Annotated in this window: 15 protein-coding genes and 1 riboswitch; of the genes, 9 read left to right on the forward strand and 6 right to left on the reverse strand. The window is 71.4% G+C overall.

Annotated elements, in window-relative coordinates; translation table 11 throughout:
- The 3 genes from HNR73_RS20500 to HNR73_RS20510 are packed head-to-tail and all read left to right on the forward strand — an operon-like array spanning nt 1 to nt 1828.
- The gene (locus tag HNR73_RS20500; protein ID WP_184789145.1) at nt 1-357 is read left to right on the forward strand and encodes a hypothetical protein; all 357 of its coding nucleotides are present in this window, start codon (nt 1-3) and stop codon (nt 355-357) included.
- Nucleotides 354-1043 (forward strand): ABC transporter ATP-binding protein, encoded by a 690-nt coding sequence (locus HNR73_RS20505; protein WP_184789146.1) that lies wholly within the window; start codon nt 354-356, stop codon nt 1041-1043. Before HNR73_RS20500 ends, HNR73_RS20505 begins: the two co-directional genes overlap by 4 nt.
- Nucleotides 1040-1828 (forward strand): ABC transporter permease, encoded by a 789-nt coding sequence (locus HNR73_RS20510; RefSeq protein WP_184789147.1) that lies wholly within the window; start codon nt 1040-1042, stop codon nt 1826-1828. Before HNR73_RS20505 ends, HNR73_RS20510 begins: the two co-directional genes overlap by 4 nt.
- Here HNR73_RS20510 and HNR73_RS20515 read toward each other — a convergent pair.
- The 3 genes from HNR73_RS20515 to HNR73_RS20525 all read right to left on the reverse strand — a co-directional run bounded on the left by HNR73_RS20515 (nt 1825) and on the right by HNR73_RS20525 (nt 5876).
- Nucleotides 1825-2421: a LysE family translocator gene (locus HNR73_RS20515; protein ID WP_221331050.1), complete on the reverse strand. Its 597-nt coding sequence runs from the start codon at nt 2419-2421 to the stop codon at nt 1825-1827. The two genes, HNR73_RS20510 and HNR73_RS20515, sit on opposite strands and share 4 nt — an antisense overlap.
- Before the next feature lie 153 nt (nt 2422-2574).
- Nucleotides 2575-4077, reverse strand: coding sequence for a SulP family inorganic anion transporter (locus HNR73_RS20520; protein ID WP_184789149.1), 1503 nt, complete (start codon nt 4075-4077; stop codon nt 2575-2577).
- A gap of 224 nt (nt 4078-4301) precedes the next feature.
- On the reverse strand, nt 4302-5876 hold the full coding sequence (locus HNR73_RS20525; protein WP_184789150.1) for a carboxylesterase/lipase family protein: 1575 nt from the start codon (nt 5874-5876) through the stop codon (nt 4302-4304).
- A 127-nt stretch (nt 5877-6003) separates the two neighbouring features.
- Here HNR73_RS20525 and HNR73_RS20530 point away from each other — a divergent pair, with 127 nt between their 5' ends.
- The gene (locus tag HNR73_RS20530) at nt 6004-6579 is read left to right on the forward strand and encodes a TetR/AcrR family transcriptional regulator (protein ID WP_184789151.1); all 576 of its coding nucleotides are present in this window, start codon (nt 6004-6006) and stop codon (nt 6577-6579) included.
- 130 nt (nt 6580-6709) lie between these two features.
- Nucleotides 6710-6795, forward strand: a riboswitch (ZMP/ZTP riboswitch).
- 30 nt (nt 6796-6825) lie between these two features.
- Entirely contained in the window at nt 6826-8262 is a 1437-nt protein-coding gene (locus HNR73_RS20535) for a glycine hydroxymethyltransferase (protein WP_203686273.1), read from the forward strand.
- A gap of 50 nt (nt 8263-8312) precedes the next feature.
- Here HNR73_RS20535 and HNR73_RS20540 read toward each other — a convergent pair whose 3' ends face one another.
- From HNR73_RS20540 to HNR73_RS20550, 3 genes are read right to left on the reverse strand one after another with little or no spacing between them, the layout of a single operon-like run.
- Nucleotides 8313-8903, reverse strand: a complete 591-nt coding sequence (locus HNR73_RS20540) for a hypothetical protein (RefSeq protein WP_203686275.1) — start codon at nt 8901-8903, stop codon at nt 8313-8315.
- 47 nt (nt 8904-8950) lie between these two features.
- Nucleotides 8951-9493 (reverse strand): GNAT family N-acetyltransferase, encoded by a 543-nt coding sequence (locus HNR73_RS20545; RefSeq protein ID WP_184789153.1) that lies wholly within the window; start codon nt 9491-9493, stop codon nt 8951-8953.
- A gap of 54 nt (nt 9494-9547) precedes the next feature.
- Nucleotides 9548-9928, reverse strand: a complete 381-nt coding sequence (locus tag HNR73_RS20550) for a nuclear transport factor 2 family protein (protein WP_184789154.1) — start codon at nt 9926-9928, stop codon at nt 9548-9550.
- A gap of 74 nt (nt 9929-10002) precedes the next feature.
- Here HNR73_RS20550 and HNR73_RS20555 point away from each other — a divergent pair, with 74 nt between their 5' ends.
- The 4 genes from HNR73_RS20555 to HNR73_RS20570 all read left to right on the forward strand — a co-directional run bounded on the left by HNR73_RS20555 (nt 10003) and on the right by HNR73_RS20570 (nt 14912).
- Complete coding sequence (locus HNR73_RS20555; RefSeq protein WP_184789155.1) at nt 10003-10593, forward strand: TetR/AcrR family transcriptional regulator; 591 nt, start codon at nt 10003-10005, stop codon at nt 10591-10593.
- A 64-nt stretch (nt 10594-10657) separates the two neighbouring features.
- Nucleotides 10658-11527 (forward strand): sigma-70 family RNA polymerase sigma factor, encoded by an 870-nt coding sequence (locus HNR73_RS20560; RefSeq protein WP_184789156.1) that lies wholly within the window; start codon nt 10658-10660, stop codon nt 11525-11527.
- A gap of 78 nt (nt 11528-11605) precedes the next feature.
- The gene (locus tag HNR73_RS20565; RefSeq protein WP_184789157.1) at nt 11606-12928 is read left to right on the forward strand and encodes a PQQ-binding-like beta-propeller repeat protein; all 1323 of its coding nucleotides are present in this window, start codon (nt 11606-11608) and stop codon (nt 12926-12928) included.
- Between the two features lie 154 nt (nt 12929-13082).
- Complete coding sequence (locus HNR73_RS20570) at nt 13083-14912, forward strand: ABC transporter ATP-binding protein (protein WP_184789158.1); 1830 nt, start codon at nt 13083-13085, stop codon at nt 14910-14912.
- Nucleotides 14913-14959: the final 47 nt, after the last annotated feature.

A 14959-nucleotide genomic window follows, 5' to 3' on the forward strand; every position in this document is an offset into this window, starting at 1 on the left:
ATGGCCACCCTCACCCGCACCCCCACGACCGTCCGCGTCGACTTCGGCCCCTGGGAGCGCCTGTGCACCGGGCGCGCGTCCTACGAGTTCCCCACCACGGCGGTCGTCTCGGCGACCGTGCTGCCCGACCCGGTCGGGTACCTGCGCGGCGCCCGGCGCGGACTGTCGGTGAGCGGCTTCGTCAAGGTCGGTGTGTGGGGCCTGTTCACCTCGCGCCGGACCCTCGCTGCCGCCTACCGGGGGACACCGGGCCTGCGCCTGGTCCTGGCGGGAGCGGAGTTCGCCGAGATCGTCGTTTCCCACGCCGACGCGGCCGCACTGGCCGGGGCCTTCCGCCGCGCGGTGGTGACCGCGTGAACATCGAGGTCACCGACCTGCGCAAGCGCTTCGGTCGCGTGACCGCCGTCGACGGCCTGACCTTCACCGCCCGGGCGGGCGCGGTCACCGCGTTCCTCGGCCCGAACGGCGCCGGGAAGACCACGACCATGCGGATCCTGCTCGGCCTGGTCGCGCCCACGTCCGGGACGGCGACGATCGGCGGCCGCGCCTACCGCGACCTGCCGCGGCCGACCCGCACGGTCGGCGCGGTCCTCGACGCCGCCGGATTCCACCCCAGCCACACCGCCCGCGACCACCTGCGCGTCTACGCCGCCATGGGCGGCCACCCCGACGCCCGGGTCGCCGAACTCCTCGACCGCGCCGGGCTCACCACCGCCGCCGACCGCCCGACCCGGGGCTACTCCACCGGCATGCGCCGGCGCCTCGCCCTCGCCACCGCGCTGCTCGGCGACCCCGCCGTCCTCGTCCTCGACGAACCCGGCAACGGGCTCGACCCCGACGGCGTCGTCTGGCTGCGGGAAACCCTGCGCGACCTGGCCGCACGGGGACGGACCGTGCTCGTCTCCAGCCACGTCCTCGGCGAGGTCGACCGGCTCGCCGACGAGGTCGCCGTCATCCGAGAAGGCCGCCTCGCCGCCGCCGGTCCCGCCACCGGCGACCTCGAAGAGCTGTACCTGAGCACCGGAAGGGAAACCCGCCGATGATCCGCTCCGAACTGCGCCGCCTCCTCGCCACCCGGCTGTCCTGGGCGATCGTGCTGGCACCGGCCGCGATCGGTCTCGGCCTCGTCGGCCTCATGGCGCTCACCGGGCCGGAGAACTTCCAGCCGCCGATGCCCGGACTCGACACCGCCGACGGCGTCCGCCTCCTCCTGGGCGTCCTTGGTCTGAGCGCCTTCGTCCCCGCCGCGATCGGCACGCTGGCGATGACCGCCGAGTACCGCCACCGCACCATCGACGCGACCTTCCTGCACTCGCCCCGGCGCGGTCGCGTGCTGGGCGCGAAACTCGTCGTCCACGCCGGTGCGGGCGTCGTCTACGGCCTGATCCTCGCGGTGACCTCGGCGGTCTCCCTCTACGGCGCGGCGGCCGTGCGCGGGACAGAACTCGGCCTGCCGCCCGGCGAGGTTCTCGGCGTGCTGGCGGGGATCGGTGCGGCCATGGCGGTCTACCTGGTCATCGGGGTCGGCGTCGGCGCCGTGCTGCACCACCAGATCGCGGCCCTGGCCGTGGTCGTCGGGTACCTCTACGCCGGTGAGACGGCCCTGCTGATGATCCCGGGCGTCAACGGCGCCTACCCGCTGCTGCCCGGAGGCGCGACCTCGGCGCTGACGAGGTTCACCTACATCTCCGACTCGCTGTCCGAGCAGCTCGGGACGACGGCGGTGTCGCTGCTGTCGCCGCTGCTGGGAGCGGTCGTGCTGCTCGGCTACGCGGCCCTCGCGGCGGGCGCGGCGATGCTGGCGCCGATGCGGCGGGACGTCGTCTAGGCGGCGACGGCCTTGGTGCGGTCGGTCGCCAGCTTCAGCGCCAGGGCCGCCAGGACCGTCCCCATCACCCAGCGCTGCGCCCGCATCCACAGTGGACGCTTGCCGAGGAAGCGCGCGATCGAGCCCGCGCCCATCGCGATGAGGCCGTTGACGGTGATCGCGATGGTGATCTGCACCAGCCCCAGTTCGAGGCTCTGGAGGGCGACCGGCGCGCCTTCGGGGTCGATGAACTGCGGCAGCAGCGAGACGTACAGGATCGCGATCTTCGGGTTCAGCAGGTTCGTGACCAGGCCCATCGTGAACAGCTTGCGGGGGCTGTCGACGGGCAGGTCCTTCGGCGCGAAGACCGCCTTCCCGCCCGGCTTCAGCGCCTGCCAGGCCAGGTAGAGCAGGTAGCCGGCGCCGGCGATCTTCAGCGCCGTGTAGACCGCCGGGACCAGCGCGAACACCGCCGCGAGACCCGCCGCCGTCGCGATGACGTACACGACGAAGCCGACCGCGACCCCGCCCAGCGAGATCAGCCCGGCCCGCCTGCCCTGCGTGATCGAACGCGAGACCAGGTAGATCATGTTCGGGCCGGGCGTGAGGACCATCCCGAGCGAGATGGCGGCGATACCGAGGGCGGCGTGGAGGCTGATCACGTTCGCAGCCTATGGATCGAGACGGGGTCGGCGGGAGGGCGAGTGGTGGGGGTCACCAGCCGTGGAGGTATGCCTTCGAGGAACCCGTGGCGCGAGTTTCCCCGCTCAGTGCGCCCCGCTGACCCGCCCACTCAGCCTCCCGTGGATCCGCCCGCTCGGCCCGTTGAGCCCGACGATCTCGGCGTCGACACCGTGCCGTGCGTACTTGCCGACGACGTCGTCGAGCACGGCGACCGCCGAGGCGTCCCAGATGTGCGCGCCGGACAGGTCGATGACGACCTTCGGCGGGTCGCCGGTGTAGTCGAAGGCGGCGAGCAGTTCGTTGGTGGAGGCGAAGAACAGTTCGCCGGTGACGGCGTAGACGCGCTGCCCGCCTTCGGGGTCGAGGACGCCGGTCACCTCGACGAGGTGGGCCACGCGGCGGGCGAAGACGACGGCGGAGACGACTACTCCGGCGAGGACGCCGAGGGCGAGGTTGTGGGTCGCGACGACGACGGTGAGGGTCAGGAGCATGACGGCGGTCTCGCCGAGCGGCATCCGGCGCAGGGTCCTCGGTGCGATGGAGGTCCAGTCGAAGGTCATGGCCGACACGAAGATCATGACCGCGACCAGCGCGGCCATGGGGATGCGGGCGACGACGTCGCCGAGCGCGACGACCAGCGTCAGCAGGAACACCCCGGCGGCGAGGGTGGACAGGCGGGTCCGGGCGCCGGACTTCACGTTCACCATCGTCTGGCCGAGGATCGCGCATCCGGCCATGCCGCCGAGGAAACCCGTGACGATGTTGGCGATGCCCTGCCCGCGCGCCTCGCGGCCCTTCGGCGAGTCGGTGTCGGTGGCGTCGTCGACGAGCTGGGCGGTCAGCAGCGACTCCAGCAGCCCGACCGCGGCCAGCGTCAGCGCGTAGGGCGCGATCACCCCGAGGGTGTCCAGCGTGAAGGGCACGTTGGGGAGCACCGGGAGGGGGAGGCTGTCGGGCAGCGCGCCCATGTCGCCGACGGTGGGCACGGCGGTGGCGGTGACGACGGTGAAGACCGTCAAGGCGACGACGGTGAGCAGCGGCGCCGGGACGTACTTGGCGAGGTACGGGACCCGCCGCAGTCCGAGGATCATCGCCAGGCCGACGGCGACGAGCGCCCAGACCTGCCAGCCCTTGCCGATCAGGTGCGGCAGTTGCGCGATGAAGGTCAGGGCGGCAAGGGAGTTGACCGAGCCGGTCAGCACCGAGCGCGGGACGAAGCGCATGAGCCTGGCGACGCCGAACGCGCCGAGCAGGATCTGGACGACACCGGCGAGGACGGTCGCGGCGAGCAGGAACTCCACGCCGTGGCTTCGCACCAGCGGGGCCGCCACCAGTGCCATCGCACCGGTCGCCGCGGAGATCATCGCCGGGCGGCCGCCCGTGAAGGCGATCGTCACGGCCATCGTGAAGGAGGCGAACAGGCCGACGCGCGGGTCCACACCGGCGATGATCGAGAAGGAGATGGCCTCGGGGATCAGCGCGAGTGCGACCAGCAGGCCCGCGGTGAGGTCGTGGCGGGGGCTGGACCACCAGGCCGTCCGCACGCGGCTGCGGAACGTCGGCGATGGCGGGACGGCGGCGGACATGGGCACCTTTCGACGGACGCGCGAGCGCCCGGTACGAGACGGGGTTCGTTCGGCGCCGACGTTGCGCCGTGACGCGATGCCTCTCGCCGACCGGGCCGGTTCCGGGGGTGGTCGGCGGCCGTGTGCGGCCGGCTCGCGCGGCGAACTGTACCCGCCGGTGACCGGTGCCGCCGGAGCACGGCGACGGCCCCCGGGAAACCCCGGGGGCCGTCGGTCCGTCGTGTCTAGAGCGAGCGCCAGAAGGCCAGCTCGTGGTCGCCGACGAACTCCGTCTCGCACCAGCGGCCCGGCTTGATGGAGCGGACGTTGGCGTCACCGGAGCGCACGCGGTCCCAGCCGGGGTCGCCCGTCTCGGCGAAGCGCGTCCAGGTGGTGATCATCCGCTCGCCGAGGCGGGCCTGCGCGGCGGTCAGCGGCTCGAAGAAGTCGACTCCCGGCGTGACTCGCATGTCGAAGATGTAGGGCAGTTCGGCCATGTGCTGCGACCAGACCGGGAAGCTGGGCTTGACGGGGTAGCCGTTGAACCAGGGGGTTTCCTGCCTGGCGAGCTCGAACATGTAGGTGCGGGTCCACTTCGACAGGCCGGTCGCGGTGTCGTGGGTCGCCAGGGCCCAGTCGCGGTCGGTCAGGGCGGTCGACAGGGCGAGCCCGGCGGAGTTCCCGTAGGCCGACAGCGGGTACTTCGCCATGATGCGGTCGGGGTCCTCACCCGGGAAGTACTGCTCGACGGCGGCGCGATAGCCCTCGGGCGGGATCGGGGTCGCCTCGGGCGCGAGCTCCATGCCGCCGATCATGCCGTTGGCCTCGTCGTGGTTGACGCCGATGAGGACGGGGACGCGGTTGAACTTGCCCGTGCGCAGGGCCTCCTCGACCGGCAGGGGCAGCAGGGGCGTGCCGGACACCGGGCGCGGTGAACCCCAGGCGCCGTAGGCGTCGACGAGGGTCTTGGCGTCGACGGTCCGCAGGCAGGTGGCGGTGTCCAGGCCCTCGCAGGTCTCACTGGCGAGCGCGGCCTTGACGACCGCCTCGCCGTCGTCGATGGCGGCCTCCCGGGTGCGGCTGCCGCCGCCGGCCCCGCAGGGCGCCGACTCGATGATCGCCCGGTCGAAGAGGCCCGCGGCCTTCGGTGAGGCGAGCTGGTCGCAGACGCCGTAGCCGCCGCCGGACTCGCCCATGATCGTGACGTTGTTCGCGTCGCCGCCGAAGGCCTCGATGTTGCGCTGGACCCAGCGCAGGGCGGCCTGCTGGTCTTCGACGCCGAGCGAGCCGGAGCCGTTGACCGAGCCGGAGTCGAGGGACGGGTCGGTGAGGAAGCCCAGGGCGCCGAGGCGGTAGTTCGGGGTGACGACGACCGCGTCCTTCGCGAGCCGGCCGGTGCCGTAGATGTCGCCGGAGCCGAACATCATGTCGGCGGGGTGGATCCAGACGATGACGGGCAGGTCGTCGGCCCGGGCGGGGGCGGTGACGTTGAGGTACAGGCAGTCCTCGTTGGTGGTCGGGACGCCGACGGGCAGGCCCCCGGGCTGGGCGCAGGCGCCGCCGGGGGTGGTCGCGTCGCGGACGCCTTCCCAGGCCGTCGCGGGCTGCGGGGAGCGGAAGCGCAGGTCGCCGACGGGGGCGGCGGCGTAGGGGACGCCTTGGAAGCTGCGGAGGCCGTTGGCACTCGAACCGCGGACGGCTCCCTTGTCGGTGGTGACGACGTCGCGGTCGGCGGTTCCGGCGTTGGCGGTCGCGGGCAGGACGCCGACGGCGACCGCGCCGAGGGCGAGTCCGGCGAGCAGTCGTGCGGGGGTGTTCACGGTGGTGCTCCTGTCGATCAGCGGGGTTCTGGTGAGGACCGTACACGAGATTTGGGCAGATGCGCAAGGCAAATGCCTCAGGCGTTCGCCTAATTCGTTCGATCGCACCGTTTGCTATGGTCAGGGCATGGGAAACAAGGAGGCTCTGCTCGCCGGAGCCAAGACGTGCCTGCTCGACAAGGGCTTCGACCGCACCACCGTTCGCGACATCGCGACCGCGGCGGGCGTGAGCATGGCCGCCATCGGCTACCACTACGGCTCCCGCGAAAACCTGCTCTCCCAGGCGATATTCGCGATCCTCGACGAATGGGGGGACATCGCGGGCCGCGCCCTCATCCCCGCCGGCGACGACGCCACCGCCGAAGAGGCCTACATCCGCATGTGGGACGCCAACCTCGAACAGATCCGCGCCCACCCGCGCATGTGGCTCGTCTCGGTCGACCTGTTCATGCAGGCACAACGCCAGGACGACCTGCGCGGCATCCTCGCCGCGGGCATGCGCGAAGGCCGCAGCGGCCTCGCCGGGATCCTCACCAGCACCCCCGAGGAAGACGTCACCGACGAGACCAAGCGGACCGTCGGCATGGTCCAGATGGCGCTCATGTCAGGCGTGGCGATCCAGCTGCTGTCCGACCCGGAGAACGCGCCGACCGGCGCCGACATCCTCGCCGGACTCCGCGGACTGGTGAAGATCACCGAATAAGCGGCCGGAGGCCGCCGCGAAAGGGCCGCAACCCGATCCCATGCCTGGCAGACGGTCTCGCTCGCCTCCCCAAGACCAGCAGAGCCCGGGAGACCGGCCTGGGCCGGGACCACCACCGGTTGCTATGGTCACGACGGGCCGCGACTGGCGCGCTGGGATGGGCTCAACCATCGGGGAGCGGCCGCAGCTCCACCGCCGTGCGCCTGGGCCTTCCTCATGCAGCTTCCACCAATGGAGGGGTCCACCGTGTCCATCAGCACCGAGTCCACCGCGTTCCGGGCCGCCCTCGACGTGATCCGCTCCGTCGAACCCCGCGTGGCCGACGCCATCGGCCAGGAACTCGCCGACCAGCGCGAATCGCTCAAGCTGATCGCCAGCGAGAACTACGCCTCCCCGGCCGTCCTGCTCACCATGGGCAACTGGTTCAGCGACAAGTACGCCGAAGGCACCATCGGCCGCCGCTTCTACGCCGGCTGCCGCAACGTCGACACCGTCGAGTCGGTCGCCGCCGAACACGCCAAGGCCCTCTTCGGCGCCCCGCACGCCTACGTCCAGCCGCACTCCGGCATCGACGCCAACCTCGTCGCCTTCTGGGCGATCCTCGCCGCCAAGATCGAGGCGCCGTTCCTCACCGAACACACCGCCAAGCACGTCAACGACCTCAGCGAAGAGGACTGGGCCGTCCTCCGCCGCGCCCTCGGCGACCAGCGGATGCTCGGCATGTCCCTCGACGCCGGCGGCCACCTCACCCACGGCTTCCGCCCCAACATCTCCGGCAAGATGTTCGAGCAGCGCTCCTACGGCACCGACCACCAGACCGGCCTGCTCGACTACGACGCCCTGCGCAGCGCCGCCCGCGAGTTCCGGCCCCTGATCATCGTCGCCGGATACTCCGCCTACCCGCGACTGGTCAACTTCCGCCTCGTCCGCGAGATCGCCGACGAGGTCGGCGCGACCCTCATGGTCGACATGGCCCACTTCGCCGGACTCGTCGCCGGCAAGGTCCTCACCGGCGACTTCGACCCGGTCCCGCACGCCCAGATCGTCACCACGACGACGCACAAGTCCCTCCGCGGCCCCCGCGGCGGCATGGTGCTGTGCCAGCCCGAACTCGCCGAGCAGGTCGACCGCGGCTGCCCCATGGTCCTCGGCGGACCGCTGCCGCACGTCATGGCCGCCAAGGCCGTCGCCCTCGCCGAGGCCCGCACGCCGGACTTCCAGAACTACGCGCAGCGCATCGTCGACAACTCCCGCGCCCTCGCCGAAGGGCTGCTCAAGCGCGGCGCCACGCTCGTCACCGGCGGTACCGACAACCACCTCGTGCTCATCGACGTGTCGTCGTACGGGATCACCGGCCGCCAGGCCGAGGCCGCGCTGCTCGACTCGGGCGTGGTCACCAACCGCAACTCCGTCCCGCAGGACCCCAACGGCGCCTGGTACACCTCCGGCGTGCGCATCGGGACGCCCGCGCTCACCACGCGCGGCCTCGGCACCGCCGAGATGGACGAGGTCGCCGCACTGATCCACACCGTGCTCGACGCGACCACGCAGGGCACGACGAAGTCGGGCGCCCCGTCGAAGGCGACGCACGTCCTCGACGCGAAGGTGTCGGAGAGCGTCGCGACGCAGGCGGCGGAACTGCTCAGCGGGTTCCCGCTGTACCCGTCGGTCGACCTCGGGTAGTGAACGGACGTGAAGCGCCCGGCGGGTTTCCGCCGGGCGCTTCTTCGTGCTCAGACGTTCGGGGGGAAGTAGTCGAGGACCTCGCCGCGCGGCAGGAGATAGCCGTGGCCGCGACGGTCGGGGGCGCGGCCGGCGAGGTTCTCCGCGTCGTCGGCGCCCGAGGCCTCGACGCCGGTCAGGGCGAGGCTGAACGGGACGCGCGCGAACACCTGCCGCGCGATGTCGGCGAGCCAGTCGTTGAGGGGGACGTTGTGGTCCGGCTCGACCTCGTGGACGCCGTCGCCCCAGATCGGGACCTTCGCGTTGTCGAGAGCGCCGGTCGGGAGGCAGAAGTCGAGCCAGTCGCTGTAGCCCCCGCCTCGGACGGCCATGCAGGTGCAGACCACGCGCTCGCCCGTGGGGAGGCGGACGCGCCCGTCGAGGCTTCCGTACTCGGTCAGGGACGCCACCGTGCACGGAGTCGGGGTCCACTCTTCTGCCTGACCGTGCCTTCCGAAGCACCCCTCCACTCCTGCCGCCGACCACATGGTCTTCAGGGCCTCGTCGAGCCGTGCGTCGTCGGTGGACCCGAGATCGACGGCGAGTTCGTAGTAGAAACCGGCCCAGTTGTCGGCGACGTGAAAGGAGGCGGGATCAGGCATAGCGCGATCATCGAGCGCCGCCGCGCCCACCGCCACCTCTTCCCCGCCTACCCCTCGCGCGCCGCCCGCCACTCCTCCGCCAGCAACCCCAGCACCACCTCGTCCAGGAACTCCCCCAGCACCCACGCCGACGATCGCAGCAGCCCCTCGCGCACGAACCCGTTGCGTTCGGCCGCGCTCAACATCCCGTGGTTGTCGGCGAGGGTCTCGATCTGCATGCGGTGCAGTCCGCGCACGACGAAGCCGTAGTGGCACAGGATCGCGACCACGTCCGTCCCGTACCCCTTGCCGCGCGCGGACGGCAGCAGCCCGAGGCCGATGTGCGCCGACCGGTGGTGTGTGTCGATGCCCCAGAACGACGCGGTTCCGACGAGGGCGCCGCCCTCGCGTTCGACGACGGAGAAGGAGACGCGCCCCTCCTCCTTGTCGTCGACGACGAGCCGGGGGTCGGTCGTGCCCGGCGTGAGCGGCCGCCACGGCTTGCCGTCGGCCCGCGAGCCGACGACCACGTCCTCGTAGAGGCCCGTCAAGAGGATCGGGATGTCCTCGTCGTACCGCGCCCGCAGGACGACCTTTTCGCCGCTCAGCATTGACGACTCCCCTTCGGCCGATGCAAAGAGTCAGAGCGTAACCAAAGGCCGCGGCTAGAACATTCCGTTCCCGTTCGCCGCCTCCTCCGGCACCGGCTGCATCACGTCCCAGTGCTCGACGATCAGCCCGTCGGAGAGCCGGAAGATGTCGACGATCGCCGTTCCCGCCTGCCCCGGCACGCGCACGCCGTGGACGTGCCCGACGACGTGGTCGCCTTCGGCGTACAGCGCCTTGACCTCGGCGTGCAGGTCGGGGAACTCCTCGGCGATCTGGGCGACGAAGGCCGCGAAGCCGTCGATCCCGTCGGCGATGCGCGGGTTGTGCTGGACGTAGTCCGGCCCGATCAGGGCGCGGGCGGCGGTGAAGTCCTTGTCGTTGATGGCGGCCTGGTAGAAGGCGCGCACGGTCTCCTTGTTGCGGGTGAGCTGGTCCACGAGGGGATCTCCTTAACTGAACAGCTGTAGCGCTATGACTGTAGTCCTACTTGTCCGCCAATACAATGGCCGTCATGACCGAGACGCGCGCCCGCAACCGGCGCGGCCAGGGCGAGCTCCTGCGCGCCGAGATCGAGAGCGCGGCCATGCGCCTGCTCGACGAGCTCGGCGACGACGAGGCCCTCTCCCTGCGTGCCGTCGCCCGCGAGGTCGGCATCGCCGCGACCTCCGTCTACCTGCACTTCGCCGACCGCGACGCCCTCGTCCTCGCCGTCCTCCGGCGTTTCCAGCGCGAGACCGCGGCCGAGGCCGACGCCGCCGAGGCGAGCGCGGCCGACCCGCTCGGGAAACTCCGCGCGCGCGTCCTCCGGGTCGGCGCGAGCGCCCACGAGCACGCCGGCCTCTACAAGGTCCTGCACGAGAGCGCCCTGAACCGCCGCGTCGACATGTCCTTCAAACGCTCCATCGCCGAGGACACGACCGCCGCCGTCCGCCGCTGCATGGACGCCGGCGCCATCCCCGACGGCGACGCCGAGGAGGTGTCCCTCGACCTGCGCGCGGCCGTCCACGGCGCGGTGTCCATGCGGGTCAACCAGCCCGACGCGACCTGGCCGCCGCTGGCCGCGCAGATCGAGCGCCTCCTGCGCAAGATCACCGCCGGGTGATCCGGTCACATTCCCCGCGCGCGCTCCGTCATCCTGTTGAGGACCGACCCAGGAGGCGCCACCGATGACCACCCCCGACCAGCTCGCCGCCCGTTTCGAGGAGCACCGCCCGCACCTGCGCGCCGTGGCCTACCGCATGCTCGGCTCGCTCGCCGAGGCCGAGGACGCCGTGCAGGAGGGCTGGTTGCGGCTGAGCCGCGCCGACGCCGGTGAGGTCGGCAACCTCGGCGGCTGGCTCACCACCGTCGTCGGCCGCGTCTGCCTTGACATGCTCCGCTCGCGCAAGTCCCGCCGCGAGGATCCTTTCGGTGACTTCGCGCCCGAGCCGATCCTGTCGCGCCCGGGCGGTGTCGACCCCGAGCAGGAGGCGCTGCTCACCGACTCCGTCGGGCTCGCCCTCCTCGTCGTCCTGGAGACCCTGAGCCCCGCCGAACGCCTCGCCTTCGTCCTGCACGACATGTTCGGCCTGTCCTTCGAGGCGATCGCGCCGATCGTGGACCGCTCGACGGCCGCCGCCCGGCAGCTCGCCAGCCGCGCCCGCCGCCGCGTCCAGGAAACCGTCGTCACGCCCGATCCGGACCTCGCGCGCCAGCGGGAGGTCGTCGACGCGTTCCTCGCCGCCGCCCGCGGCGGCGACTTCGAGGCGCTCGTCTCGGTCCTCGATCCCGGCATCGTCATGCGCATCGACGGCCCGATCGCCGCGCTCGTCGGCCCCGAGACGATCGCGTCCCGCGCGATCATGTTCGCCGGAGGCCCCGACCGGGTCGCGGTCCCGCTGCTGGTCAACGGCGTGGCCGGCATGTTGTCGGTGGACGACGGGAAGCCGTTCACGCTCATGGCCTACACCGTCGTCGACGGCAAGGTCGTCGCCATCGACGCCATCTCCGACCCCGCGCGCCTGGCCGCGCTGGACCTGGCGTTCCTGGATCTGTGAGGGACGTGGGGGGCGGGCGCTCCGTGCTCGACCCGTCCCCCGATCAACCTCCGGGGCCAGCAACGCCATACTGTCCGCATGCGTCGCCTTCGGCCACATAGGACCGCCTGGGTCCTCGGTGTGGTCGCCGCTGTCATCGTCCTGTCCGCCGCCGCCGCCATCTGGATCACCACGCTCTCGGCGACCGCCGCCGAACCCGAGATCGACTGGCGTCACACCCTCGCCGGGCCGCGGCCCCCCGAGGCCGTCGCGACGGGCACGTCCGTGGTCACCTTCGCCGACAGGACCGTGACCGCCCTCGACGCCGCCACCGGCGAGATGCGCTGGCAGGTGCCCGAGGCCGAGGGCCCGATCCGGGTCACCGCCGACGCCGTCGTCTTCGCGCGCGGCCCGCTGATCACCGTCTACGAGCTGAGCACCGGCGCCGAACGCTTCACCTACGAGTCGGAGCTCGGGCACAACCCGCCGTTCTTCGCCGTCAGCGACGACACCCTCTACACCGCCGAACGTGTCGGCAGGGAACGCGAGATCGTCGCGACCGAGCTGGCCACCGCCGAGCGCCGCTGGCACCGGCGTTACGCCGCCGAGGTCGCCGTCGCCACGCCCGTCCTGCCCGACCCGGTCGACCAGTCGCTCGGTTCGGCCAAGGAGCTGCGGCTGGCGGCGTCCTCGCCGGTCGTCTACGCCAACATCGGCCTGCGTGAGGACGGTGACGAGAAGACCGTGGCGCTCGACGCCGAGAACGGCGACACCGTCGGCCGGCCGTCGACGCTCATGGACCTCGACGTCTACCCGATCGTGGCCGTGCACGGCGGGCGCGTCGCCACCGTCGGCGCGCACGACGGGTGCCTGACCGACGTCATCGTCTACGACCCGGCCTCGCACCGCGGCGAGACGGTCGCGTTCGGCGCCGACTGCGCGGCGGCCGCCTCGATCCTCGTGCCCGGCGACGTGCTGCTCGGGCAGAACGTCAACGGTTTCCCGCAGGTCGTCGACCCCTCGACGGGCGGCGTGCGCTGGACGGCGTCGGCGTTGGGCACGACCCGCGCGTTCCGTGACCCGGTCGTGGCCTACAGCCCGGCGACCGCCGAAGAGGCCCTCGTCATGGTCGAGATCACCGGCGGGGCCGCGCCCTGGGAGGCCGAGGACACCGCGCCTCCGCCGGAGAAGACCAACATCGTCGGCGATCTCGTGCTCAGCTCGACCGGCACCCTGCCGACCGAGGCCGCGCCAAAGGACTCCGTCGCCACGACCGCCTATGACCTGGGCTTCGACAAGCTGATGTGGTACCAGCCGGGCGCGCGGCTGGTCGCGATCACCGACACCCACCTCATCCTCGCCCTCACCTCGGGCGCCTTCGGCGCGCAGAAACCGGCGACCCTGGCGGCGGTCCCGCTCTGATTGTGGCGGATGCCACAAAAACCCGCGTTTGACCTGAACCGCGGTTCATGGGGCACGCTCGGCCTGCGCTCACCGCGAAATCCACTACACGGCGGCGGTTAGTGAGCGCACACTCTCAAGGCGGACTTTCGCAAGACGGGTAGGGAGGCCTGGCATGAGCTCACCGGCCACGCGTGAGGTGACACTCACGCGCGCGCAGAAGAACGGCGGACCACCCGGCGAACCACCGCCGTCCAAGGGCGACGGCCGGACGCTGCTGCGGTTGCTGCGGGTCTATCTGCGGCCGTACCGCAAGCCGATCCTGTGGCTGGTCGGCCTGCAGCTGGTGTCCACGATCGCGATGCTCTACCTGCCGACGCTCAACGCCGACATCATCGACAACGGCGTCGTCAAGGGCGACACCTCGCACATCATGCGGCTCGGCGGGATCATGCTGGCGATCACGCTGGTGCAGATCCTCGCCTCGGTCGGGGCGGTCTACTACGCCGCCCGCACGGCGATGGCCGTCGGCCGGGACGTGCGCGCGGGGATCTTCGACCACGTGCAGTCCTTCTCGGTGCGCGAGGTCGGCCAGTTCGGCGCGCCCTCGCTGATCACCCGCACGACCAACGACGTGCAGCAGGTCCAGATGCTGGTGTTCCTGGCCTTCATCCTGCTGGTCTCGGCGCCGGTGATGGCCTTCGGCGGCGTGATCATGGCCGTCGGTGTCGACGCGCCCCTGTCAGGACTGCTGCTGATCGTCGTGCCGATCCTGATCGCCTCGGTCGCGCTGATCGTGCGCCGGATGGGACCCCTGTTCCGGTCCATGCAGGTCCGCATCGACGAGGTCAACCGGGTGATGCGCGAGCAGATCACCGGTATCCGGGTGATCCGCGCGTTCGTCCGCGACGACTACGAGCAGAAGCGCTTCGCGGGCGCCAACACCGAACTGATGGGCGTGTCGGTCGGCGTGGGCCGCCTGATGGCGTGGATGTTCCCGACGGTCATGCTCGTCATGAACGTCTCCAGCGTCGCGGTGATGTGGTTCGGCGCGCACCGGATCGCTGGCGGCGGCATGGAGATCGGTTCGCTGACGGCGTTCCTCGCCTACCTGATGCAGATCCTCATGTCGGTGATGATGGCGACCTTCGTGCTGATCATGCTGCCGCGCGCGCAGGTCAGCGCCGGCCGCATCCAGGAGGTCCTGGACACCCGGACGAGCCTGACGCTCGATCCCGACCCGGTGACCGCGCTGCCCGAGCACGGGCAGCTGGAGTTCCGTTCGGTCGACTTCCGTTACCCGGGCGCGGCCGAACCGGTCCTGTGCGGCATCGACCTCGTCGCGCATCCCGGGCAGACCACGGCGATCATCGGTTCGACGGGCAGCGGGAAGACGACCCTGCTGAACCTCATCCCGCGCCTGTTCGACGTGACCGCCGGCGAAGTCCTCGTCGACGGCGTCGACGTGCGGCGGCTCTCGCCCGAGACACTGTCCAGTGTGGTCGGTCTGGTGCCGCAGAAGCCGTACCTGTTCAGCGGCACCATCGCCTCGAACCTGCGTTACGGCAACCCCGCGGCCACCGACGAGGATCTGTGGCGGGCCCTGGAGGTCGCGCAGGCCGCCGACTTCGTGCGCGCCAAGGACGAGGGCCTCGAAGCCCCGATCGGCCAGGGCGGCACGAACGTCTCCGGTGGGCAGCGCCAGCGTCTGGCGATCGCGCGGATGCTGGTCGCCGAACCCGAGATCTACCTCTTCGACGACTCCTTCTCGGCGCTCGACTACGCCACCGACGCCGCCCTGCGGGCCGCGCTGGCGCGCGAGACCGGGGACGCCACGGTCGTCATCGTCGCGCAGCGCGTGTCGACGATCCGCAACGCCGACCGCATCGTGGTCCTCGACGAGGGCCGCGTCGTGGGGACGGGAACGCACGACGAACTGATGGAAGGCAACGAGACCTACCGGGAGATCGTGCTGTCGCAGCACAGTGAGCAGGAGGCGGCGTGAGCACTCCGGAGAACAACGGCAAGAAGCCGGAGAAGAACGGCGAGGAC

The sequence above is a fragment of the Phytomonospora endophytica genome (genome assembly GCF_014202425.1).
GTDB classification, from domain to species: Bacteria; Actinomycetota; Actinomycetes; order Mycobacteriales; family Micromonosporaceae; genus Phytomonospora; species Phytomonospora endophytica.